This is a genomic window from Vibrio tapetis subsp. tapetis (assembly GCF_900233005.1).
GTDB lineage: Bacteria > Pseudomonadota > Gammaproteobacteria > Enterobacterales > Vibrionaceae > Vibrio > Vibrio tapetis.
Map to the genome: position 1 here is coordinate 120,468 of NZ_LT960612.1, position 25,894 is coordinate 146,361.

Sequence of the window (25,894 nt, forward strand, 5' to 3'; positions counted from 1 at the left end):
GATGAGCACATTAGAGTCGGTTATCTGGCATGTTCTTGGTTATTCAGCAATGCCTGTCATCATTTTGGCTGGGTTTGCCGGAGTTGCTGCGGTATCTATTTGGTTACTCTCGTTAGGTAAAGACAGCTAATTGGAATCCAAATCAGCGTAGACCAAGACAAGTTTGAAGTCTGAATAAAACGGATATCATAAAAAATAAAACGCCACCTTCATAGGTGGCGTTTTTCTATTTTGCTATATTGAGTTTAAGCTTAAGTTTGAGATGTTTTAATTCGTGGCGTTACGGAGCATCATCTATTGGCACCGCCATATAGTGCTTAGACTCGAGCTTCAACCATTCAGGTAGTACTGTCCCGATTGATATAGACGACCAAGTGCCCGACAAAATACCGATGAACATGGCGGTTGCAAACGCTGATAAAGCATCCCCTCCTAACAACCATAAAGAAGCAACGGTAATCAACGTTGTACCCGATGTAACCATAGTGCGAGAAAACGTCGCTAAAACGGCGTTATCGTTGTTCACTTCAATACTTGTATTAGGCTTAGATACCAATAACTCACGAATTCTATCTGCAATGATGATTGAGTCGTTCAATGAGTAACCCAGAATTGCCAATATCGCGGCAAAAACCGTCAAGTTGAATTCCATTTGAGTGGCCGCAAAAAAGCCCAAGACCAACACCACATCATGGAGTAATGCGACGAGAGAACCACACGCTAATCGCCATTCAAACCGGAAACATAAGTAACCCAGAATACACAACATACAAATAAGCATAGCAAGACCACCTTGGTCTATTAGGTCTTGCCCTACTTGCGCACCAACAATGCTGTTACTGATGATCTTTACATCCGATGACACCACTTCAAGCTGTTGCTCAATTTGTAATGGTTGAACATCGCTAGACGTTGGATAACGTAAAATCCAACGTCCATCTTGGCCACCCTTAGTGACAGTGACTGAATGTTCGGAGATCGTCGTTAGCTGCTCACTAATTTGATTACTGGTAACCGTTGAATTTAGTTGAACCTCAGTAACCACCCCTCCGGTAAAATCCAATCCTAGATTAATGCCTCGTACGCCCATAAACACTACAGAAGCAAGCATCAAGGCCAATGAAAGCCAACTCGTGACGTAACGGATTTTTCGGATGTTATTTTTCATAGCATTTTTAATTGAAGTCATAATAGTTACACCCTTACGTCGCGACGGGCATCTCTACCCCAAATTAGATTAATGATGGATCGAGAAGCAAAAATGCCAGTAAACATGCTGGTTAACAAACCAAGGCCTAGGGTCAATGCAAAGCCTTGAATTGGGCCATTACCCATCGAATACAAGACGACCGCCGTGATCATAGTGGTAATATTGGCATCCATAATGGTACTCAGCGCACTATCAAAGCCCGAGTCGATAGACTGTGCAAAGCTACGCCCTTCTGCCATTTTGTCCTTTATTCGTTCGAAAATAAGCACGTTCGTATCGACTGCCATACCAACCGTCAGCACGAGGCCAGCGATACCCGGCAGAGTTAATACAGCTCCAGGGACTAACGCGATTAAACCAAGTAAACACAGCATATTGGTTAACAAGGCAACATTTGCAACCCAGCCTAAACGACGATACCAAAAGGCCATAAAGGTCAGCGTCAGGCCTAAGCCCAATGCAAGTGCTGCGAAACCATTGCTGATGTTTTCAGCGCCCAACGATGCACCAATTGTTCGCTCTTCGACAATGGTAACGGGAGCCGTTAATGACCCAGCTCTTAGCAGTAGTGCCAATTGTTGCGACTCTTCAATAGAGCCTGATCCTGTGATCCTAAATTGCGTTCCTAATTGAGACTGAATCGTTGCCACGCTTATTACTTTGTCAAAGCGAGCACTTCCCCCTTTCGCATCCACTTTGTATTCTCGGTACACGGTCGCCATTGGCTTACCGATGTGTTTACCCGAAAAATCACTCATGATCTTTCCGCCAGCATGATCGAGAGAAATATTCACCTGTCCTCTGCCCATTTCATCTCGGCTAGCGCGCGCATCGACAATATGTTCGCCCGTTATGACCGGCGTTTTGTTCAGCTTCACTGGCTGACCATTGCCATCTAATACCGTAATATCTCGAATAGAGCGTGGGTCAGACGCCGATTTTGCTTCATGGAACGCCAAACTCGCTGTCGCACCAATCACTTGTTTCGCTTGTGCTGGGTCTTGAACGCCCGGCAATTCAATACGAATGCTGTGCTCACCTTGTCTTTGTACCAACGCTTCTGTTATGCCTAATTCTTCAATACGATCACGCATAATTTTCAGGTTTTGTTGTAGCGTTAGCAGCGTAAACTCTTGTACTTCTTTTGGATCAGGGGTCACCGTCAAAGATGAGCCACCATGTGCAATTACCCAGTTCGGATAATTGGTATTAATGAATTTACGTAAACTGCCTAATTTTCCATCTTCTCGAGCGTCGATCTGAATGCCATTATCGCCCGACACCTTAACCACCACTCCGCGGAGTCGGTCATCTCTGACTTGTTGCTTGAGCTCATCAACCATGCTGTCACGCTTTTCTGCAAAAGCCTGATTGATATCTACATCCAGTAGAAATTGAACACCGCCTCGTAGGTCTAAGCCTAACTTGATCGGTTCAAAACCCATATTTTGCATCCAATTAGGTGCAACTGACACGTATGAAAAGGTAATTTGATCTTCTTTTTTCAATGAATTCGACAACAGAGATCGAGCAACACTTTGATCATTTTCTGAGTCAAAAACGATGGTCGAATTTTCTCCTGTATTGGTAATACTGGTTGGAGAAATATCATGCGCTTTCAGCAATGCTGCGGTTTGTTGAACCGTAGGAACCGTTTGGTCATAACGGATCTGAATCGCGGGTTTGTCACCGTACCAGGTAGGAATAGCACTTAATGTAAGTAAAATAACAGTGACAATTAACACCACATATTTCCATGCGGCAAAGTGGTTCATTCTTTTTACGCCAGCGCCATTACGGGTCGGTTTATTAGAAGCGTTTGATCTAGACATAGTAACTCCTCTCGACTAAATACAAGCCAAGATAAATCGCGCATGAAGCGCATTAATAAATTAAAAAGATATTGGAGAAAACGGCTGTCTAGGGATGTGCATTCAGGTGGACGTAAAGCGCGTTGCTTTCTTTCCAACCAGATAAACGATAACGTGACGCGATGCTCGCTTGGAAGTGATAAGGGTTAACTTGAGGCGTGATAGAGCAACTAGCAGCAACGGTAGCCACTGGCACAGAGAAATCATCAACGACTTCAAAATTAGGTTCGTGATTATACAAACACTCAAATTCAGTTGCGCCTAGCTGACCACGAAAAATCGCAGCAAGGGTTGTTGGTGATTCCATCTGTTGCGTTTGGTTACTTAACGGATCACGCTTAGTCGCCATGTCTTTGTGGTTAACTTGACATTGGCCAGTGAAATCGGCAGGAAAGTCACCAAGCCAGGTATTTTGAGTGGCTTGCTCTTTATCAAAATCATCGATAATAGAGTGCACCGACGCAAAGTCGGCTACAACGCCATAATCAGACTCGCTGACGTGCGACTGATTTACATGAAGTGAATTGGTATACGTCTGACTTGCAGGTACAGCAAAAACACTCACACTAAATAGCGCAAGAGTAAGCAGTAGAGTCCTAACAAAGTAAGAGCGTAACATTCAAAATACACAAAGAGAAAATCAAGGTTGAATAGTATTCCTGCGCGGTCAATAGCACAACTAAAAAGATATAAAAGCCACTGGTCAATTAGCGCTATAGGGCATTTAGATCAAACCTTAAAGGTCATTGAACCGCTTAAAAGTATCATTCAATCAAGAAGAGCTAGCCTTTACTTGTTGCAGAGATTAAGTACGCAAACTTCTGGTTACCAGACTTTTCCATTTCAGCTAGCCGTTGCAACATCTCTTCGTTGAGTTTGCTACCGCTTTTGATCAAGATCTTCCCATTAGACAATAACAGATCTCTTTTTAACTCATCCCCTGGGTTAATATCATATAGGCCAACACTATAATCGATGCTCCTTGCCTCATCTTGAGGTCGCACATCAAGCATTTTCAAATAGGCTCGAACTACTTCAGGATCATAATAGATTTCACTTTTCTCCCGAAGAAAAATGGCCGCTAATTCCGGTGGGCGTAGCTTTTCGAAATTACAATTAGTCACGGTTAGATAATCATAATCCTTTACTACCCTCAATAACCTAGAGATCAGCGGTATTTTTTCAGCACTAAGACGTTCAGGAAAACCGGTTCCATCATAGTTTTCATCTTGATGCCAAATCGAATCGGTCAGATCGCTAAACGAAAGGTTATCCTTTAAAAACACCTCTATATTTTGACCATAACAACATGGGCCAACATGATGATAGCTAAAGTTTGAGACCGATTGATTTTCTAGCTTACTGAATGCTAAGCCAATGGGGTGAATCATTGCACATTTAAACGTTTGATGGATAACATCTTCAGGCAGGTTCATGTACGTTGCTAGTTGCCGAGCATGTAGTGCTACCCTTCGCAAATCAGACAACTTGTACCAAGAGTGCGATGCCGCAACGGAAGCAATCGCCTGTAACGTGTCTTCAGTTAAAGATTGATACCTATGTACTAAGGTTTGATATTTACCCGCTAAGCGATTTAAGTGCAATTTTTCTTGTTCGATATAACGGCCAAGCTTTCTATTATCGTCATGCAATTGCGCATTTTCTCGCTCTAGTTGTTGCGCATTTTTATCCTCGGTAGCCGGTGTGTTATTTTTCGCTTTGTAGTGACCAAGTACGCTTTTTAGGTCATCGATCTCCCATGGCTTCTCGACTAAACGATGTATGCATCCTTCATTAATCGCATGGGTTAAAGTTCTATAACTTGAATCACCAGACATCGCAATGCGTATAGCGTTAGGCTGAATAGAGTTAACCTTACTTAAAAATTGCACGCCATTTAACTTTGGTGTCCCGATATCAATTAACACGATGCAAACGGAGTGTTGTTCCAAGTACGTAAGGGCTTGGCTACTGTCATTAAATGCAACGACGGTAAACTCCTTTCTAAGCAGGCGAGTCAAAGACTTTGTGATCTGTAGTTCACCATCAAGTACTAGTAATTTGACTAACGAATTTTCGCTCATGGACTCACACCTCTATTTACATTGCGATAGAAACCGGCAATTTTATTGTTAGCTTAGTTCCCTTTCCTAGCTTACTCACGGCACTAATATGGCCGCCGTGGTTATTAACAATACCGAAGCATATCGACAAACCCAGACCTGAATGCCCGGTTGCACTGTGAGTAGTAAAAAACGGGTCAAAAATACGAGGCAAATGTTCTTCATTGATACCTACTCCATTATCAATAAATACAATCGTTACCTGTTTATTGTCATGCTTGACGGTAACCTTTATTGCGCCTTTTTCATCGCCTACTGCCTGCAAAGAATTAGATAAGACGTTAACAAATAGCTGCTCCAATTGAAGCGAGCTACACGAGACCATAGGCGTTCCTGATTCATAGGCTTCAATTAATTGGCAGTTTGCTTGCACTTGTTGGGATACACGTTCAACGGCCGACGCCAAGACAGTATTAACATCGTTCAAATCGAATTTTTCGTCGCCATATTCTGAAAACGTTCTTATGTTCGACAAGATGTTTTTTATTTTGTCTGCACCTTCTGATGCTGCCTCTAAAAGCTCTTCGCTATCTTGAAAGACAAAATCTAAGTTTTCTTCTTCACATATTTTATCGATTCTTTTTAATACCTCATGGGCAACAGTAGGATGTTCTGATATGGAGGCAGCATAGGCTTTGTATTCGGTAACGAGTAACTTGAAAAAGCTGTTGTATTCGTTAAGCGTATTTATGTTGCTCAATACGTAGCTTATGGGCTCATTGATTTCACGAACCAAACCCGAGCTAATTTGCCCCAAACTTGATAAACGTTCACTTCTTAGGACCTTAGATTCCATGCTTTTCAAGCGTTGATTTGATTGCAACAACGAACTGTGCTTTTGTGTGACTTTTAACAACGCTTCTTCAAAGCGAGACAACACTCGATTATATTGCCTTGCGATCATGCCTATTTCAGACGTTGGATCGTAATTAACTCGCTGTGAAAAGTCTCCGCTCGACTCATGCTCTTGCATCGTAGAAACCAGGTCGTACAGGTCACTGCTTGCATCGTGGGTCGCGATATTCAACCCCAACAGTTCCTCTTGCTCTGACACCCTCAAAGGAATTATCTTGGCAACAAGACTGAACATTAGATAGCAAAGCGTGAAAACAAATAAACCCGTAACGACAACCCCAATGACTTGCACCTCCAATAGCTTCAGTCTTGCGTCCCACACCGACTCAGATAAAAAGTAGTCGTTCGGCGCGAACAAGGCAACTGCAATTGTCCCCCAAATTCCACTCGCTAAATGAACCGGAACAGCATCGACCACATCATCAAGTTTTTTGAATCGAAGTAAATAACTGAGTGCAATAGAAAACAATGACCCAATTGCTCCAATAGCAATTGAACTTGGAATCGAGACAATATTACAGCTAGCCGTAACCGCTACTAAACCAGACAAAATACCATTACAAAATAAAGGAATATTAAGTTGTTTAGTCAGATACAGTGATAAACAGACAGCCGTTAATCCACCAGCTGAGCCAGCCAAGATAGTATTGAGAACGATGTTAAAGGTATTAACGTTAAATTGTTGAGAGCTGCCAGCATTAAAACCTAACCACCCAATCCAAAGAAATACAACACCAGCAACGGTCTGCACTAAACTGCTGTGATTAAACCCATGTCCATCTACAAATCGGTTTATCCTAGGTCCTATAATTATTATCGATGCAAGAGCCGCCCACCCTCCAACGGAATGCACGACCGTAGCGCCCGCAAAATCAACGAAACCGAGCTTAGCTAACCAGCCGACATCGCTCCAGACCCAATGCCCTACCACGGGATAAATGAACACAACGACTAAAACTGAAATTGTGATATATCCCTTGAGGCTTCCTCGCTCTGCAATCGCTCCAGAGATTATGGTGACTGACGTTGCACAAAACACCGCCTGATAGAGAAATACGGCGCCCTCTTCGATAGACATGAACTCGGAGATCATGAAACGGCTCGATCCGAACAGACCTTGAAAAGACGCACCAAACATGACGCCATAGCCGACAAGCCAAAACAAAAAAAACACGACGGCCAAATCGACTAGGTTTTTTGCCGCGACATTAACGGTATTTTTTTTGCGTACTGTCCCTGCCTCTAAAAACAAAAAGCCGACTTGCATTAAAAGTACAAGCAATGTACACAGGAACAAGAATAACAGGTCCATGAGCCTCCTTTAACTTCGACGAAATACGCACGAACATGTACAAAACAAGTCCCATATAAACTTTAATATAGGTTGAGTTTCAACACATTGCATAGATGATCTAACGTTTAGTAAGAGGAAGCGGTGGTTATCGTTATCTTGATCACATTATTGTTTTGCTGTTGGAGAACAAACATTTATAAAAAAGCCGACTGTAAACAGTCGGCTTCAAGTGGGGTGATTACGTCGGGCACGTGCCCAACCTAAGTCATCAGATTGGAATCAATATTACAAACCTTGTACGTACTGCGCGTTAGTTCTCACTTCCACTAAGCGATCAAGGTTCTGCTCAGACCCTTCAATACCGTTCACAAGACCTTCGAAGTGTTTAATCAATTCAACTTTGTCTTGAACTTCTTTCGAGCCCGCACCAATGTTAGTCAAATCGATAAAGAACTCATCAAACAAACCAGAGAAGTCACTCACGGCATCATGGTTCAAGAATTGCTCATGGTTATAAATGCTTGGGTAGCCGCCCTTTTGTTTATCTACCGCGAAAGAAATGCCTTTCACGTTAGTAATCGTGGTCGCTTTCTCACACTTCAACATACAACCGGCTTCGATACTTGGCTTGTTACAACCCACGGTTCTTTGGAAGAAACATTGACGACTGGTCATCATTAAAATTGGGTGGTAAATACTGTAGAACAGTTTGAAGTTCTCAGGTCGGCGAATGTGGCGAATTTGCCCTTTGTTAATTTCATTAGAAATAAACGCACCCGCACAATTCAACTCTTCTTTTAATGTGACTAACGCATGAGAGTTAGTGGTGTTCATGAATGGCCCTGCCACCCACTCGATACCCATCTCAAACGCTTTGTATGCAATACCTGTGTTATTAGTCACGATGCGCGCAGGCTTCACTTCTTCCAATACACGAACCGCTTCATCGTAATCCTTACCAATTAATACCGCAGGGAACCAAGGAATAAGGCGCGGATTTTCGTTAAGAATATCGATGTACTTATTACAGCGCTTCTTAAAGCTTTCAGGTAACTTGAAGTACACATCGGCCTTTGTTACATCACACAAATGCAGATCTTCCACATCAGCAATCAACATAGAAAGCGTTGGGGTTTCATTCACTTTAGGGTGCTGAGGTAATGTCGGTACTTCTGCGTGCTTAATGACTTGTACTGAGCCATTCAAGATGAACTCGATTTCGTCTTTTAGTGCCGAGACTTCTTTTAATGGGATAGCAAGCCCTGCATCCAGCGGCTCAAAATCGTATCCTTTCAATTCATGAACTGCACTCTTAATTGACTTAAAGCGCTTTTCCAACAACTCTTGCGTAATCGCTTTCTCGCCTGCTACCGACAAAATTGACGGAGACTGAACCGTGAAGGTTTTCGCATCCGAAATAACAGACACGACAAATGGCTGGCCAAGTTTGGCACTAAACGACAACGTGATCGGTGTTTTACGGATATCAAGGAATTCGATCTTATCGCGCATTTCAGCGCCTATCTCATTCTTAGACGTGTATAGGTTGTCTGTCACTTCTTGGATTTGAACCACAGAAATCGATTGATTTTCAGATGCAGCTTTATCTACTGCGTAGTTCACACTGTTATCGCGAGGGTTATCAATGAACATGTCTTTCGTTAAATTACCTTTAAGGAAAGAGTTAGTGAAATCTCGGTTAAACACCTTGTGCAGGTTTGAATCATCTTCAATCAACAAGCCACTTTCAACAAAGCTGTCGATCTGCTTACGCCACGTATCGACCACGGTATAAACGTAGTGCGCGCCTTTAATACGACCTTCTACCTTTAACGAGTCTACTTTGGCGTCGACCAATTCTGGTAAATCGTAATACGCAGAGTTATCTTTTAGGTTCAGTGGGTACTTGTTACCTGCATCTGTGATTTCATATTCATCACGACATGCTTGGCTACAACGGCCACGGTTTCCTGAATTACCCACACTCACTGAACTTGAGTAACATTGTCCAGAAAACGCAATACACAACGCACCATGAACAAACACTTCCGTTAATACATCGTGATCGTGCGCGACTTCTGTCAGCATTTTTATTTCTGGTAAGTTCAGCTCACGAGACAAGTTAACGCGCGTTGCGCCAATCTTAGATAAGAACTTAATCTGGCCTTCGTTGTGCGTTGTAAGTTGTGTAGAAGCATGCACGTCCAATGATGGGAAATGCTTTCTAACTAGGTCAAACAGACCCAAATCTTGAACAATAATGCCATCAAGCTTAGTGTTAACCAGTTGGTTTAACAGCTTAGTGATGCTCTTAATTTCGTGCTCAAGCAAAACCACGTTTAACGTTAAGAACACTTCGCAGCCGTATTCATGAGCAAGACGGATCACTCCGTTCAATTCATCCAGCGATAAATTGGACGCTCTATTACGAGCATTGAACGTGTTTAATCCACAATAAATTGCATTTGCACCTGCAACGATAGCCGCTTTAATCGCTTCTACGTCACCGCCAGGGGCCAATAACTCTATTTTTCTGCTCATGTTGAAACCGCTCACTTACTAGACTTATAATTTTTTTGAGCGCGTATTCTAACGACATCGCCTATCCATTACCACACATCTAGCTTTTATTGACCTGAATCAATTTAACATTCGCAAAAATAGAGTTTGAAATTAGAGGCGTAGCGTTAAAATTTAGTTAAAATGAATACATCTCAACATCGCCAACTCAAAAAGAGAACCCATGTCGCTACCCACTTTGTATTCTTTACGCCGCTGTCCTTATGCGATGCGAGCGCGAATGGGGCTAATTTTAGCTAACCAACCTGTTATGTTGCGCGACATCGTTACGCGTAATAAGCCACCAGAGCTCATCGAAGCGAATCCAAAAGGCACCGTTCCGATTATCGTGCTAGATCACTCAGCATCCACCGAGACAGACCCAACCGTCATCGCGGAAAGCTTGGACATTATGCTTTGGGCGCTTAAGCAAAATGACCCACATGATGTACTACGTGATAGCCAAGTGGATCTTGCAAAGGAAATTTTAGAGCTAATAAAGCTGAACGACACTCAGTTCATCCCAATGCTAGAACAATACCGAGCGTCTTATCGCTACCACAATGACGATCTAGAGGATCGGCGCTTACAGTGTTTAACCTTAGTTGCACCTTTAGAAGCAAGGTTGGCGAAACATAAGTTTTTGTTCGGAGATAATCCAAGTCTAGCGGACTATGCACTTATGCCTTTTATTAGCCAGTTTGCCCGAGTAGAAAAGAAATGGTTTGTTCAATCTGAATACGGCAACATCGCCCAATGGCTAAAGGCGCATTACGAGAGCGCCCTATACACCAAAATTATGAGGCAATATCCGCAATGGATTGAAAGCGGAGAAGAGTTTTTATTTGACTAACTGCATCTAAGAAACAGCAATACAGAGACTGTTAAGCACCTAACAATGGCAAGTCTTTCACTTTTTGATACGTTAAGCCGAGTGTAATGCAGTGCCTGATGGCTTGCTCCGGTAGCGGTTCAGACAAACGCAACACAATGGCTCTGTTACCTTGAAACTCCAGTTCTTCAGCATGCAGTTCGCGGAACGTATCGACCAATGTCGTCTTGCAATTAAAAAACAGATAATAGTTGCTTGGCGACTTAAGCTTCCAATCAATACGGATCGGGCTACCGGATTTCACGCTGTAGCTGGACTCGCCCCACTTCAGGGTTTCCTCCACTTCGCCGAGTTCAAGCTCAGAAGCGATGTTCAGAATCAAGGCTCTAAGATCCGACAATTTCTTTCGTGCTTCTTCTGGGTATTCATTAAAGCAACTCGCCACGGTTGGGTTCATTCAACACTCCTTTTCATTACTCCGTTTCAACAAAGCGCATCGGTCAGGACACATTGTTACACCCCAAAGGTCATAGTGTACTCCTGGTGACCGGTATGATCATCCGCTTGCTCACTTACCACACTAAAGCCCTGTGACAGATAGAACTGAAAGCTCGCGTTGTTTTCTTGATACACATTTAAAGAAAGCGGTGAACACTGACTTTTTGCATGACTCAAAAGGAGCTTACCAATTCCTTTACCTTGATTTTCTGGCAACACAAAAATCGCCGCTAAGGTATTTTCGTAGATAGCGTAGAAACCCACCACCTTTGAATTCAGTTCATAGACATAAGTTGTCGAAGCTGGAATGTAAATATCACGCATGTTATCCACTTGCGCTTCCCAGAACTCAGCCTCGACAAAGTCATGCGCCTTAATGGATGCACGCAGCCAAATATCTAACACTAAGGAAATGTCGTTTTCGTTGTATTCTCGAATCATTTTGTTATCACTGATTAAAATTGAAGACCCAAGACCTATTATGGCTGACAACATTACCCGTTAATTGAATATTTGCGACAAAATTCTAACTCTACGTAATGGCCATGATTCTAAGCTTCTATATGAGTTTAGTGCTGACGGCTCAATAGCAGATTCGCGCCAGACATCGCTAGAAAGGCAGCGCACGCTCTATTAAAACGTTTTGCCATTAGTGGTTTAGAGAACCACTGTCTCAAATATATTCCAAAGACAGCATAGATAGAGATGGCTGCCATTTCCAACATTAAAAACGTAATGCCTAATAGGAAGAACTGCTCATTTATATTTGCAGTAACGTCTACAAATTGCGGAAGAAAGGCGGTAAATATCAAGATGGCTTTAGGATTGCCAGCCGCTAATACAAACTCCTGTTTAGCTAATGTAAATCTGTTTTTCGTGGCACTCATTTCGGCGACAGGACTTACATCTGAGCGCCATAGATTAAAAGCAATCCACAGTAAATAGGCAGCGCCGACTAACTTAATGGTGAAAAACAGGGTTTCGGATGCGTATAGTACAACGGCCAACCCTGAAGCCGCCAAAGTAATCATCATCGAGAATGCGGCAATTCGCCCTAAGCCCGCAATGAAAGCCGATTTAAACCCATAGCAACGAGCATTATTCATCGACAGAAGGTTATTGGGTCCAGGCGTCATATTTAGAGCAAAACATGCAGGTACAAAGATAAGCAACGCCCAGATTTCCATAACATTTCCTTTAGGTCGTAATCATATTGGTGGCCATAACAAACAATAACACAGCGAATATTCTTTTTATTGTTGAGACAGGCAAATGTTGGGTCGACTTTGCCCCCAAGGGCGCTGTGAACCATGAAGTACACACTATACCTAATAGAGCGGGTAAATAGACAAACCCTGCAAATCCATCTTCTAAAGCAAAGTGACTGCTCCCAGAACTGATGTAGCCTATCGACCCAAATAATGCGATAACAATGCCGCATGCCGACGCACACCCTATTGCTTTTTTCATATCTAGAGAGAAAAACGTTAACAAAGGCACCAATAGCGCACCACCACCAATACCGATCATGGCAGACAACCCGCCAGTAATTGTCGTAAAAATGGTCAACAGGCCTTTATTCGGCATTTTACGATCATTTGAGGCTCCTTTCTTGAAGCTGCTGTAAAGCATCTTGCACGCAATAAGCACGACACTCACAGCAAACACTATTCGAACCACTTTTTCTGGTAGTAGCGCGGCCATAAAGCCACTTATGAGAGCGCCAAAGGCAACACCAGTCATGATCCACGGAGCTAAATCCCAGGGCACATTACCATTTTTATGATGCGCGATTGCTGAAGATGTTGAGGTGAACAAAATCGATGCTAATGACGTTGCAATTGCAGCGACCACGACTTGATCGGCAGGCAGCACATCAAAATGAAGTAGTATACCGCTCAGCACTGGAACGATAACTAAACCTCCACCGATACCGAGCAACCCAGCCAAAAAACCTACGCCACTACCAAGTAACGCACAGTATAGAACCAACAGCATCCATTCACTCATTCTCTATATATCCTTAATATAATTACGTCTATTTACTGCATCGCTGCAGTCATATTGAAATCAAGCGAAATAATATAACTGACACTCACCTAAACATACAAACAGAAATGACCATGAATATTCCTCATGTTGAATGTGAAACAAAACCATTTTAAATAATGCACTGAAGCACGTATAAAAACACTATAGCTTTAAGGGGCTGCAGTATTTAAACAGATTATTTATTAAAGTAAATATTATAAATAAAGACACAATCAATAATCTGACGGCTATACAACAGCAAATGGAATTGGAATACCTGAAAAATATAAAAAATACATTCAGGATTAGTCTCAACAAATTGGATACCAAATTACTATGAATAACGAATTTACTTTCAGCGTTAAAAGCATCCGTCTCGATGAAAACTATCACCCATCAGACAGCACCCGTATCACGACCAACTTTGCTAACTTGGCTAGGGGTGACAGCCGCAAGTCTAACCTGCGTAACGCTTTGAATATGATTGATAACAGCTTCAATGCTTTGGCTAATTGGGACAACCCAAATGGCGATCGCTACTCTGTCGAACTTGAGATCATTTCCGTTGATATGGACATAGAAAGTGGTGAGCAAGCGTTTCCGTCAATCGAAGTATTAAAGACCAATATTATTGACACCAAAACCAACGAACGCATTGAAGGTATTGTAGGTAATAATTTTTCTTCATACGTTCGAGATTACGACTTTAGTGTTCGATTATTAGACCACAATAAAAACCAACCGACATTCAGTGTTCCTAGTGACTTTGGTGATTTACATGGCAAACTATTTCAGTATTTTGTAAATTCTAACACCTATAAGCAAAACTTTAATAAATTGCCAGTTATATGTTTAAGTGTATCTGATAATAAAACTTACCACAGAACTGAAAACCAGCACCCTATATTAGGGGTGGAATATCAGCCAAATGACACATCTCTAACTGAACAATATTTCAAAAAAATGGGCTTACAAGTTCGCTACTTTATGCCAAGTAATAGTGTTGCACCATTGGCGTTCTATTTCTTTGGTGATTTGCTTAATGACTACACCAATCTTGAACTGATAAGCACCATTAGCACGATGGAAACATTTCAAAAAATTTACCGACCTGAAATTTATAATGCGAATGCTGTTGCCGGAAAATGCTACCAGCCAAACTTGAAAAGCTTAGATCATTCATTAACCCAAATTGTTTATGATCGAGAAGAACGCAGTCAGTTGGCGATTGAGCAAGGAAAGTTTGCTGAAGAGTACTTCATCAAGCCATACAAATCGGTTCTTGAACATTGGTCTGCGAATTACGCTTAATCAGTCATCCAAATATACGGCAGCATTTATTATGAAAACACTATTACCTACTTCGACTTCAGGCAGTCTTCCCAAACCGGCTTGGCTTGCCGAGCCTGAGACACTTTGGTCTCCTTGGAAACTACAAGGTGATGAACTAAAAGAAGGCAAACACGATGCCTTACGTGTGTCATTGCAACAACAACAACTCGCTAATATTGATATTGTTAGTGATGGTGAACAAACGCGCCAACACTTCGTAACGACATTTATCGAACACCTTAATGGCGTTGACTTTGAAAAACGAAAAACTGTTAAAATTCGCGACCGTTATGATGCGAGCGTACCGACAGTTGTTGGCCCCGTGTCTCGTCAAAAATCTGTTTTTGTTGAAGACGCCAAGTTTCTACGTAAACAAACCAAACAACCGATTAAATGGGCACTTCCTGGCCCAATGACAATGATCGATACACTTTATGATGACCATTATAAAAGCCGCGAGAAACTGGCCTGGGAATTTGCCATCATACTGAATCAAGAAGCTAAGGAATTAGAAGCGGCTGGAGTTGATATCATTCAATTCGACGAGCCTGCATTTAATGTGTTTTTTGACGAAGTTAACGATTGGGGAATTGCTTGTTTAGAAAGGGCCATCGAAGGGCTTAAATGTGAAACGGCAGTTCATATTTGTTACGGCTATGGTATCAAAGCCAATACGGATTGGAAAAAGACGTTAGGATCTGAATGGAGACAATATGAAGAGGTGTTTCCAAAACTACAAAAATCCAACATCGACATCATTTCGCTAGAATGCCACAACTCTCATGTTCCCATCGAGTTGCTAGAGCTTATTCGCGGTAAAAAAGTAATGGTGGGTGCGATCGATGTCGCGTCCGATGACATTGAAACACCAGAAGAAGTAGCCAACACCTTAAGAAAAGCACTTGAATTTGTAGACGCAGACAAACTCTACCCTTGTACTAACTGTGGCATGGCTCCTTTGTCTCGCTCCGTAGCGACGGCCAAACTCAATGCATTACACGCAGGTGCGGAAATTGTCCGAAAGGAACTCTCCTAACTATCAACACCACATATATCAAGCGGCACTTGCGGCCTAAAAGTAAGCTCACGGGCTGACGAAGACACCGAATAAAGGCAGAGAGTTAAGCACACAACTCTCTGTCACCCTTCACCCTTGGTACGTAACGCCATCGTTAGTTCTGGCACAGAAACGCCATCGATGCGGTAACAATCCGCCATTTCACCGATGATCATAAAACCACATTTTAGATATAAATTCTTAGCTGGAAGATTATTTGAAAGTACATTTAGATCCAACCAGTCAATACCTTCGCTCCCAAGACAAAATTGAGTCACTACCTCGACTAATTTCCCCCCTACGCCTCGCTTTCTAACGCTAGTATCAACGCCCATACCTAACAGCACTCGATGCGATCTATATTCTCCACTGTGATGACGTAAGTCAATGTGGCCTCGAATATCCCCGTTAGAGTCTTTTGCCACCCATAACTTACGCCAACTAGGCTCACCTACTCGGCTCTCAAAACCATCTCTAAACTTCATTTCCAGTTCTGGTGTGATGTGACAATATTTTTTGGCGATCGGCTGAAAAAGTGGTGTGTCATCCGACGCATTGTCTAATAGCTGCACTCCCAAATACTCAAAAAATGAAGGTAGATCTGATGGCTCTGCTTCTAAAATCTTCACGCATACTCCTAATTACGCTGAATACTTATGCGACTGCGATGCTCTGAAGTAGTAACATTAACAACCAATTAAGTAATTGTGTCTCAGTCAGGACGATGTATCAACCTGCTTAAACAACAATTTTCCCACGTTGTTTAGCAGGCTTGTCTTAATACATCCGCACGTTAAGCGACTGCTGTTTCTGCCTACATAAAAAGTCTTGCGCCGAAACGCAAGGCTTTACTACTTAGATACCACTTTAACTCCGATAGCTAATCAGCATCATGCAACGGATGTTGTTAAGACGGGTAACACAACCTCTCTCACTTGCTTGGTCGCTGAACCTACACCAGCCCCATCAGCATCGAATGCCGCCATAGCCCCCGACAGCACTGCAAGCCTTTGATGACTCGTTACCTCATCTGCAGTTGTCCCACAATCGATAGAAGGTAATGTCCCTTTATTCGGAGTACTGGTGGTCATAAACTGAACCTGCAAGCCCTCCATCCTAACCCCATAATGTCCGGCCCAGAATTCATTATCTTTGCCTGCATCAGTGACTTCGATGTAATGAGCTTGCTCGCTGTACCCCTCTAATTTATGATTGATTTCGGTGCTGCCTCGCACCTTCTGCTCACCAGTGCTCCAACTTGAAAGTTCTTTCCCCGTTCTGTCTAACAGCTTCACCGACACTTTGAAACTGTCCTCGGTATAACCAACTTGATGGAAGTTTTCACTGATAGTTATCGGATTCGCACCATAAGTACTAATGAGACTTGAAACATCAAAACGACGGGTACGTGAACTCCAATCATAAGATGATATTAAGCCGCTATCAGTAACAACAAAGCCATCTCCACCTTTATTGACTTCCCAACCGTTCAGTGTGTTGGAAGACTCAACCAAATCGATAAAACTTGGTTCAGGAGCCATTTCCGGTGCTAACAAGTCTCGAGTACCGCTTGCTTCAACAGCAGTGTTAACAAAAATACCTAAGGCAGTACCTTGGATTAGCTGATCAGCAAAACGTACACCTTTCACTCTGCTCATTAAAAGATCACCAAGACTGGCACCGTCAGGAGAGTCCGCAGGGACATCTTCGCTGAGCAAAACATCATTTCCATGTTTTATTCGAACTACGAGGCCGCCATTCACGACTTCTTGAGACACACTAACTTCAGTAGAAGAGACATTCGGGACGTTCATTAATACTCGTCCGTCTGGCATTAGCTCCCAACTGTGTTGGTAGTTGCTACCATCAACGATTTGCTCATAATAATCAGCGACATCTTTAACTAGCACTTGTTTTGAGTCGCCATCAAAAATAATGCTTAACGGCTGTTCACCCATTTCGATAACACCACCATCTTCATGCTGCAACGAAGTCCCGTCTCCGGCTAAACGCCAATCGTTGACCTCCCCTTTTAATACCAAGCAAAAGTTCGCTTTGTCAGCACTGACTACCTTAACCTTATTCGAGCCACTAGCTTCTAATGTAGCAAACTGATCGACATAAACGACCGACTGTTCATTACTACTATTCTGCGAGACGTCTATGTAATCACGACCCATTCCGGTGTGTACATCAGCACGCCCAGCAACAAGATGAACAAGATCATTACCTGCTCCAGCATAAATGCTGCCGTTAGCCATCTTAGATTCGACGTAATTGGACAGTTGATTCATTTGAATGGAAGAGTCGTCTTTTTCGCCATTAAACTGCCAGATTGAACCACCTATTAGGTTCATGATAGAGCTTTGATCTAACACAGAATCACCGACACGAATGGTAGAAAAACGAGAAGAGAAGCTCTTTGATAAGGCCAGCGTCTGCGCGTCGTTAGCTTGCCCATTCCACCCTAATAATTGTCGCCCAGACTCTACGTCCTCGAACAAGATCGCTCCGTTATCTTTACGTACAAACGAAATACGTCCACTTTTCGAGTCTACAATTACCTTTATTTGCGCCAGAGAAACGCCATCAAATGCTAAGGCGTTGCTGGCGTCAGTATCGTCAACAATAGCATGTCCATCAGCTTTGATTTGATAGAAATCTTTACCTCCTCCGCCCTCGAGTAAATCTACGCCGCCATCGGCAACGAGAACATCATTACCGCCCAACCCTTTCAAGGTGTCACTTCCTGCCCCACCGGTTAGTTGGTTGTTCTGAGAGTTACCAATGAGAGTATCGTTTCCATCGCCACCAACAAGCCCTTCAATATCAGTCATTTTATCGATGATATGGCCCGTTTGTTTATCTCGGGCAAATGTGGTCATTCCATTATCATCAAGTTGAATATCTAGATGCCGTTTTCTATCGGACTCACTCATGCTGTAATCCACAACATCAAAACCAGACCCGCCATGCAATTCGTCGATATCGTCACCGCCAGAAAGACGATCATTACCCGTACCACCAAATATTTTGTCGTAACCGCTGCCGCCAATCAGCGTGTCATTACCAGCGCCACCATATAGGTTATCGTCCTTTTTGCCGCCAAATAAAACGTTATTATTGCCGTCCCCAGTTAGACTATCATCTCCATCACTGCCAACCACATTTTCAAAATTTCTAAAGGTGGTTTTAGTTAAAGGGTCTGCAAAGCTATACCCTTCTCCACGTGATAGGTTAACCAAAACACCGTCAAACTGAGTAAAGGCAACAGTATCGGTATCTGCGCCCCCATCTAGCGAGTTAGCGCCTTTTCCTCCATCAACGTAATCATCACCCGCGCCAGAGTTCACTTCATCATTACCATCACCCGCTACAATCTGGTTAGCATTTTCATCTCCAGTAATCACGTCACGATGCGTAGACCCACTCACGTTTTCAATACTTATTAGTGTGTCTATCTGTCCACGTTCAACAGCAGTTCCAGCAACCAAGTTGACGGTTACTCCTGCAGCGCTTTTAGCATAACTGACTGTATCTGTGCCTTCACCGCCATTTACGGTCTTTATTCCCTTTCCGCTGGCGTCGAGTACGTCATTTCCACCACGCCCCTCCAAGGTATCGTCACCATCTTTTGCGATCAGTACATTCGCGTTGTCATCACCCTTGAGTAAATCAGCAAACTGGGAGCCCACCACATTTTCAATGTCTTTCAATGACGCAGATGCGCCTATCTTGTCAACCAGATACAGATAGAATCCAGCTGCAGACTTTAGATTCGCATTCTCTCCACCAGCCATTGAAATCAACGTTTCTTTGCTGATATTAGCGAAGCCCATTTTCGGGTCAAAAATCATCAGTGACTTACCATCAGTTAACACTGGCATGCCGCCAAAATAGCCCTTAGACGGTAAGAATGCCAATGTCGTTTCACCTAACAGATATACATTACGCCCTTTACTATTCGCCTCAGACATAAAAGCATCGTAACCGGCTCTTATCTGGTGGTCTGCCGCGTCGTCCATGACATAAGAGCTCCAATCATGATCATGGTACATCGGCGCGAGGTGGTTGTTTGCGTGATCACTGAAATTGATGCGCCCCATTAAAGAAATCAGCGGCAATGGTTTTTCAAACATGAAATGACTGCTGAAGTCACGCTGGTCGTCAGTGTAAGCGTGTTCACTCTTAGGGAAGACATTGTAATTGTACAGACCGCCTTCGATATCATTGACTGCAGTAATGCCTAAACGCGCCTTCGCTGAATGCGACGCGAGATCGACGTCAAAACCAATAGCAGGCTCAGACTCTGGGGCGTAATCTTTCCAGTTACTCTGATTGGCAACAGCTGTATAGGTATCCCGTTCAGAGTCGCCCCAATTTTGTCCGTCAGGCAACTCCCAACTTACAGCCAACGACCGTGATGCCAACGAATCAAACATCTGCTCAACACTCAAGGTATCACTGTCTCCCCCGCCATCAATGTTATCTTCTCCCAGTAGGCCACTTATCACATCTTGACCTGGTCCCATATCAACCAAATCATCGCCCAATCCAGCACGTGCGGTATCATCGCCTTCGCCTCCTTTAATTGTGTCACCACCCAATCCACCATCTAACGTATCGTTGCCTGAGCCACCAAACAATGTGTCTTTACCCACACCGCCGATAATAATATCATTGCCACCGTGGCCATAAATGATGTCGTTTCCTTTACGTCCGTCAAGGTAGTCGTCGTTTTCGCGCCCATTCAGAGTATTACCACTAGCTGTACCATCAATCAACGCCAGGCGATTGTTCGGGTCATCACTGTATTGTTTTGCTTTTTCAGTCAGATCTCGTTTTACCGTTTTAACGTAATCCGTTAAATCATCAATGCCCGACTGCGACAAGCCCGCTTCTTCTGCATCGATAATATACTTGAATACATCGTATCCTTCTTTTTTGAAGGTCTCTGCTTGGCCGTCAATGAACTTGGTAAACTCGTCAGAATCGACATACGAATCTAGGGCCTGAGTGATTTTTTCTTCAGGGGTTCGACTATCCAATTGGTCGGCAAAGAAACCCAAAAGAGTATTAATCCCAGTTAACGCAAAGTTAATGCAATCTAGAACAAAAGAAATAGCCGTGCCTACCACTGGCACAAAGTCACAAATTAAACTGGCTACATCAAGAATAACGCCCAGTCCATCAATGACGGCCATTGCCGTATACATGGCACCACGACTTGAGTTGCCACTGTCAAAAGCTTTTTCAGCAGCAAGCGCATTCTTGGTAATACTCACGACACCCAACCCAATTGCTAGAGCACTACCGACAACCGTCGCGAAACCTACACCAGCTTTCGTTAATCCTGAAGAAGCACTAAATCCAACTTCCGCGATCTCTTTTTGAAGCGCCGCTTTTGAGAAAAACTTAGCCACTTTCTCAGCGGTATCTCCGCCAGCTTTTTGAGCAATTTTGGTAATCACAACGCTAGAAAGTGAGTAAACCCCCTTCGTCACACTTAATGCGCCGCCAGTAATACGCAAATCACGATTTATACCGTCTTTTTGTGCACCCGCAGCAATACTAATCCCCCCTTGCACAACACCAAACATGGACGTTGCAATACTTGCTCCAGTTGCTACATTATCAAACGTTTTCTTAAATGATGATTGGCCTTCGGTTAACACATCGCCACTATCTAATGCGCCTTGTAATTTGGTCTTCCACTCTGGGATCCCATCCAAATCACCACTTTTTAGAACCTTAGCAATTTTGTTATAGCGGAATTTCTCTATACCTCCCAACACCAGTCCAGTACCATCTTTGATGTCTGACGGCAAGCCAACCATATAACCACCAAAGCTGGTGCCCGCTCCAGAAATATAGTCGCTGTATTCTTCTAACGTTTTGACTTTGCCGTTTAATCCAGAATCTATTGTTGGCTGATCAGGAAATACTTCATCTACCGAAGGCAGAACCGCGTCTCCAGGTACAACGAACGCAGCATCTTGATTTCCTTCTAAGGTCTGATCAAAACTTTGTAAGGCCTCGAGAATATCCGGGTCCTTCATTAACCCTGATAGCTCGCTTACCACAGAAGGATCTACACCTGAATCTGTTAAAGCTTGCGCAAAAAATGCCTCCATTTTTTCTGTACTAATCTCACCGGCATCTTTATTCACAATACTGTCACGCATCATTTGAGAAAAACCAGCACCAAACTGCTTCATAAAGTTGCCAAGAACATCGCTTCGAATGGCATCACTAGACTCTGTTGCTTCATTTATCTGCCTGCCAAAATCTGTTACTGCTGTCATTGTTTCATCCTTACTTTTGCTACTTAATATGCCCGAAGGCTCTGTTTACCCACGTAATAAATAAAGACATATACGCAGGCGGTAAAAATAAAAATCCACTCTTTCAGCATCATTCGATTTATAGGCTTTCGTAGATGCAATAAAAGCCAATTTGGACAAGTCCAAACAAATATTTTTCTATAAACGAACTTGTGTGACATTAATAACACATTGATCAGTCCCATCGATTATTAACTGGCTTATCATCACACTAAATATTAATTAATGAGAAATATTTTAATTAGAAATAAAAAACCAAGATCAACCCGCTATTAGTGGCACGATAAATACATGTAAATAAAAGCTCAGTCTGGTCTAAGTAATTTTAATAAAAGAGCAAGCCACTTAGTTAAATCTACGATGCTACCTGCAACTTCCAAAGGTGCGCATATGTTCCGCCTAGTTTTAATAGCGCTTCATGAGTACCTTGTTCGGCAATTTCACCGTTGTCGATGACAAGTATACGGTCAGCATGACGCAAGGTATTAAGACGATGAGCAATGCTAATCACGGTTCGATTTTGAGAGATAACATCCATATTGGCCATGACTGCCGCTTCAGATTCATAATCTAAAGCACTTGTTGCTTCATCCAGTAGCAAAATACCAGGATTGGTCATCAAGGCTCTCGCAATCGCAACTCTCTGACGCTGACCACCAGATAAACGCACGCCTTTCTCACCAACCTGAGTGTGATAACCTTCTGGCAATTCTCGAATGAACTCATCCGCACCAGCTAAAACTGCCGCGTTCACAACATCGGCATCGCGGGCGAGTGGACAGCACAAGCGGATGTTATCCGCGATGGTGCCAGAAAAGAGCAAACTATCTTGCAGTACAACGCTCATATTTCTTCGAAGTGCCACTGGATCTGCGATGGCGAGATCGATACCGTCGATTAACACTTTCCCATGCTGAGGGATGTAAAGACGTTGCAATAGCCGCGTGAGTGTCGATTTCCCTGATCCCGACGGACCCGTAATACCGATAAATTCCCCTGGTTTAATCTCAAAATTGAGATTACGCAGTACTTCCTGACCATCGGAGTGATAACGAAATCGCACCCCACTAAAATTCACTCCCCCCGCTAAAGTAGGAACCGATGCCAATCCCCCACAACCCTGTTCCGTATCTTCGTCAAGAATATCGCCAATACGACGTAATGAAATCAAGGTATGCTGAAAATCTTGCCAAATCTGAGCAAGACGCAAAATTGGATGAGTCACGTTTCCTGAAAGCATATTAAATGCGACTAACTCTCCGGGGCTGAGCGAGCCTTCCATCACCAGAGTTACCCCCCACCAAAGCACTAAAGCTGACGTCAATTTTTGAATTAAACCGATACCTTGGCCGGCGATGATCCCCGTCACTTTTGCACGAAAAGCTGCTCGGACATAACCTGCAAGCTGGCGCTCCCATTGGCGCAGAAATGAAGGCTCTGTTGCCGTAGTTTTGATTGTTTCTATTCCAGTCACAGACTCAGTTAGAAAAGCGGTGTTGTCTGCCCCTAACTCATACTCTCGAGTCACTCTAGCCCGTAAATCGGGCCCTACAACTAACCAAAAAAGGAAATACAAGACCAAAGAGCCTAATACAAGCCATGTTAGCTTAGCCGCATAAGTAAACATCACAGCAACAAACAGCCCAATAAAGGCTAAATCTAAGACCATGGTCAGGGCTGAGCCCGTTAAAAACTGCCGTATTTGATTCATTTCCCGCACTCGTGCGATGATTTCTCCGGTCTGACGTTGCTGGAAGTAAGTCAAAGGCAGAGTAACTAAGTGCTCGTATAGACGGCTCGTTAACTCCGAATTGGTTTTGCTTGCCAAATTCGCAAATAACCACGAACGCATAAAGCCATACAATGGATCAAAAATCGCTAGGGCTAGCATAGCGACACCCAATACCTGTAGACTAGACAGGCTGCGGCTAACTAAGACCTTATCGATCACATTTTCAAATAACAAAGGTGTGACCAGAGCGATCAACTGCAACATCAAGGAGACAAGCAATACAGAACGAAATTGGCTCGCATGCTTACGAATTGACGGTACAAACCACCCAAATCCAAATCGAGATTTTTTTGATATGTCTAGTGTTTCGGCAAGCAGTATTATCTCTCCTTGCCAAATCTCACTCATCTCATGCCATTTGTAATCCAAACACTCTTCGCGGTCGGGAACAAAAACGGTTAACAGCTCATCGCCTACTTTCTCTAGAACCACCCAACCTTGCGTTGTGAGTAACATTGCAGGTAAAGGCAAAGCTGCTAACCTAGCAGGCGAACTCCGGCTTTGACGAGCCCGCAGCCCTAGCCAGAGTGCGCAGCGGCATAGCTCTGTACTATTAGCTCGACCATGATCTCTACCAAGTTGATGAACTAACTGACTCTCGTCTACAGCCAGCTTGAAACCGCTGGCAGCACGTATTAGAGCTTTCAAGCCAGAATCAAAAGGCGTTCTATCACCGGCCGAGGAGCTTTCTTGTGTCAATGATTCAACTGTAGCCATTAACGCTCCCTCATCGCTTCAGACTGATACTGTTGCAAAGGGCTCAGCAAATAATCGATTACACGTCGTTCACCCGTTCGAATCTCGGCGTTAACACTCATTCCTGCTTGTAACGGCACATCTTTGTCTTCAACTAGAATTGTGGTCTGTTGTATTTTGACACGAGCTGGGAAGACCAACCCCCGCTTTTCATCCTGTACAGAGTCCTTTGACACATAAGCAACCTGGCCGGAAACCGTTCCGTAACGTGTATAAGGAAACGAGTCAATTTTTACTTCTACTTCTTGCCCGCTGTGGACAAACCCAACATCTTTATTCAGAACCATCACTTCAATCTCAAGAACCGCTTCATCCGGAACGATAATCATCAGTTGTTTGGCAGCTTGCACGACCCCACCAACAGTGTGCACATTCAGTTGCTGAACAACCCCATTAACCGGCGCTCGTAAACTCTGCAATCGATATTTCTCTAGTAACTTAATCTGTTGTTGGCTCATCACCGCAATGGATGCCTGAGCTTCATTCATCTTGTCGTAATATTCGCGACGGATCTTTGCCAAGTAACTCTTGCGTTGCTCTTGTTTGCTCTTATATTCCGCTTTCAAGACATCAATTTGCGTGTACTGCTGAGATAGAGTTCTCTCTATTTCTAACTGCTCTCTTTCTTGCTCTAAAAGCTCAAATTTCGGAATAAGCTTGCTCGTTGCAAGTGCCCTTTGTGCATCCAGACGATCTTTAATATTAACCGCAAGCCGGTTTAAACCAGTGATCTCATTTTTGCGCGCTTGCTGATTTGCCATATTTACGCGCATCTCACCTTTAAGGCTATCTAGATTGGCTTTCACCTCTGTCCACTCGCTTTGTAAGTGAGCTCGTGCAATCTTTATTTGTTGCTCAGTTGCACTTTCCGGTACATCAAAACTACTTAGAGGGTCATGACTTAACAAAGCCTGTGAACGCGCCATTTCCAAACGCTTGAAATTCAGTTGCTCGCGCAACTCCTGAAGCTCTGCCTTAATACCGACTGGGTTGAGCTCAATCAACACTTCACCTTTACGAACCCGTTGACCATCACGAACATTAATTGCGGCGACCTCTCCCGGTTCAATTGATTGAATAACTTTAGAATGATTAGAGACCAATAAACGTCCAACCGCGCTAGCATGGATATCCAACTTACCAATCACAGACCATAAGAGAGCCAACATCAACAGCATCGTTAAAGCAAGAGACGTGCGACGCGCCCAAGGTGCTGGAGGCCGTTCAACGATTTCCAAATAAGCAGGCTGAAACTCGTACTCATCGCGGGAACGTTTGATCTCTGGCGCGTCACTCTTCTGGGCTTTCCACGCCTGAATAATGGTTCTTAAATGCTTCAT

Annotated in this window: 18 protein-coding genes; 4 read left to right on the plus strand and 14 right to left on the minus strand. The window is 43.4% G+C overall.

What is annotated here, in order from left to right; translation table 11 throughout:
- Window position 1: 1 nt before the first annotated feature.
- The gene (locus tag VTAP4600_RS17740; RefSeq protein ID WP_102524141.1) at window positions 2-130 is read left to right on the plus strand and encodes a TIGR02808 family protein; all 129 of its coding nucleotides are present in this window, start codon (window positions 2-4) and stop codon (window positions 128-130) included.
- Window positions 131-280: 150 nt separating this feature from the next.
- Here the strand turns inward: VTAP4600_RS17740 and secF are convergent, their stop codons facing one another.
- The 6 genes from secF to VTAP4600_RS17770 all read right to left on the minus strand — a co-directional run bounded on the left by secF (window position 281) and on the right by VTAP4600_RS17770 (window position 9,894).
- Complete coding sequence (gene secF, locus VTAP4600_RS17745; protein WP_102525433.1) at window positions 281-1,180, minus strand: protein translocase subunit SecF; 900 nt, start codon at window positions 1,178-1,180, stop codon at window positions 281-283.
- Window positions 1,181-1,194: 14 nt separating this feature from the next.
- The gene (secD, locus tag VTAP4600_RS17750) at window positions 1,195-3,042 is read right to left on the minus strand and encodes a protein translocase subunit SecD (RefSeq protein ID WP_231897964.1); all 1,848 of its coding nucleotides are present in this window, start codon (window positions 3,040-3,042) and stop codon (window positions 1,195-1,197) included.
- A gap of 88 nt (window positions 3,043-3,130) precedes the next feature.
- The gene (locus tag VTAP4600_RS17755) at window positions 3,131-3,700 is read right to left on the minus strand and encodes a hypothetical protein (protein WP_102524142.1); all 570 of its coding nucleotides are present in this window, start codon (window positions 3,698-3,700) and stop codon (window positions 3,131-3,133) included.
- Between the two features lie 163 nt (window positions 3,701-3,863).
- On the minus strand, window positions 3,864-5,165 hold the full coding sequence (locus VTAP4600_RS17760) for an HD domain-containing phosphohydrolase (protein ID WP_102524143.1): 1,302 nt from the start codon (window positions 5,163-5,165) through the stop codon (window positions 3,864-3,866).
- Between the two features lie 16 nt (window positions 5,166-5,181).
- Complete coding sequence (gene amt, locus VTAP4600_RS17765; protein ID WP_102524144.1) at window positions 5,182-7,371, minus strand: ammonium transporter; 2,190 nt, start codon at window positions 7,369-7,371, stop codon at window positions 5,182-5,184.
- A gap of 267 nt (window positions 7,372-7,638) precedes the next feature.
- On the minus strand, window positions 7,639-9,894 hold the full coding sequence (locus VTAP4600_RS17770; protein WP_102524145.1) for a peptidase U32 family protein: 2,256 nt from the start codon (window positions 9,892-9,894) through the stop codon (window positions 7,639-7,641).
- 202 nt (window positions 9,895-10,096) lie between these two features.
- On the opposite strand from VTAP4600_RS17770, the gene VTAP4600_RS17775 reads away from it, so the two are divergent.
- Window positions 10,097-10,765: a glutathione S-transferase gene (locus tag VTAP4600_RS17775; protein WP_102524146.1), complete on the plus strand. Its 669-nt coding sequence runs from the start codon at window positions 10,097-10,099 to the stop codon at window positions 10,763-10,765.
- A 31-nt stretch (window positions 10,766-10,796) separates the two neighbouring features.
- Here the strand turns inward: VTAP4600_RS17775 and VTAP4600_RS17780 are convergent, their stop codons facing one another.
- The 4 genes from VTAP4600_RS17780 to VTAP4600_RS17795 form a co-directional block, all read right to left on the minus strand.
- Window positions 10,797-11,201 carry a DUF1801 domain-containing protein gene (locus tag VTAP4600_RS17780; protein ID WP_102524147.1) on the minus strand — a complete coding sequence of 135 codons (405 nt, stop codon included), beginning with the start codon at window positions 11,199-11,201 and terminating at the stop codon, window positions 10,797-10,799.
- Window positions 11,202-11,257: 56 nt separating this feature from the next.
- Window positions 11,258-11,683 carry an N-acetyltransferase gene (locus VTAP4600_RS17785; RefSeq protein WP_102525435.1) on the minus strand — a complete coding sequence of 142 codons (426 nt, stop codon included), beginning with the start codon at window positions 11,681-11,683 and terminating at the stop codon, window positions 11,258-11,260.
- Between the two features lie 128 nt (window positions 11,684-11,811).
- Window positions 11,812-12,429 carry a LysE family translocator gene (locus VTAP4600_RS17790; protein WP_102524148.1) on the minus strand — a complete coding sequence of 206 codons (618 nt, stop codon included), beginning with the start codon at window positions 12,427-12,429 and terminating at the stop codon, window positions 11,812-11,814.
- A gap of 10 nt (window positions 12,430-12,439) precedes the next feature.
- Window positions 12,440-13,252: a sulfite exporter TauE/SafE family protein gene (locus VTAP4600_RS17795; RefSeq protein WP_102524149.1), complete on the minus strand. Its 813-nt coding sequence runs from the start codon at window positions 13,250-13,252 to the stop codon at window positions 12,440-12,442.
- A gap of 357 nt (window positions 13,253-13,609) precedes the next feature.
- Here VTAP4600_RS17795 and VTAP4600_RS17800 point away from each other — a divergent pair, with 357 nt between their 5' ends.
- Together VTAP4600_RS17800 and VTAP4600_RS17805 are read left to right on the plus strand one after the other, a co-directional pair.
- Complete coding sequence (locus tag VTAP4600_RS17800; protein WP_102524150.1) at window positions 13,610-14,584, plus strand: DUF1852 domain-containing protein; 975 nt, start codon at window positions 13,610-13,612, stop codon at window positions 14,582-14,584.
- Between the two features lie 31 nt (window positions 14,585-14,615).
- Window positions 14,616-15,641 carry a methionine synthase gene (locus VTAP4600_RS17805; RefSeq protein WP_102524151.1) on the plus strand — a complete coding sequence of 342 codons (1,026 nt, stop codon included), beginning with the start codon at window positions 14,616-14,618 and terminating at the stop codon, window positions 15,639-15,641.
- 104 nt (window positions 15,642-15,745) lie between these two features.
- On the opposite strand, the gene VTAP4600_RS17810 is transcribed toward VTAP4600_RS17805, so the two are convergent.
- The 4 genes from VTAP4600_RS17810 to VTAP4600_RS17825 form a co-directional block, all read right to left on the minus strand.
- Window positions 15,746-16,291: a GNAT family N-acetyltransferase gene (locus VTAP4600_RS17810; protein ID WP_102524152.1), complete on the minus strand. Its 546-nt coding sequence runs from the start codon at window positions 16,289-16,291 to the stop codon at window positions 15,746-15,748.
- A gap of 261 nt (window positions 16,292-16,552) precedes the next feature.
- The gene (locus VTAP4600_RS17815) at window positions 16,553-21,967 is read right to left on the minus strand and encodes a hypothetical protein (RefSeq protein ID WP_102524153.1); all 5,415 of its coding nucleotides are present in this window, start codon (window positions 21,965-21,967) and stop codon (window positions 16,553-16,555) included.
- 394 nt (window positions 21,968-22,361) lie between these two features.
- Complete coding sequence (locus VTAP4600_RS17820) at window positions 22,362-24,515, minus strand: type I secretion system permease/ATPase (protein WP_102524154.1); 2,154 nt, start codon at window positions 24,513-24,515, stop codon at window positions 22,362-22,364.
- The gene (locus VTAP4600_RS17825) at window positions 24,515-25,894 is read right to left on the minus strand and encodes an HlyD family type I secretion periplasmic adaptor subunit (RefSeq protein WP_102525436.1); all 1,380 of its coding nucleotides are present in this window, start codon (window positions 25,892-25,894) and stop codon (window positions 24,515-24,517) included. Before VTAP4600_RS17825 ends, VTAP4600_RS17820 begins: the two co-directional genes overlap by 1 nt.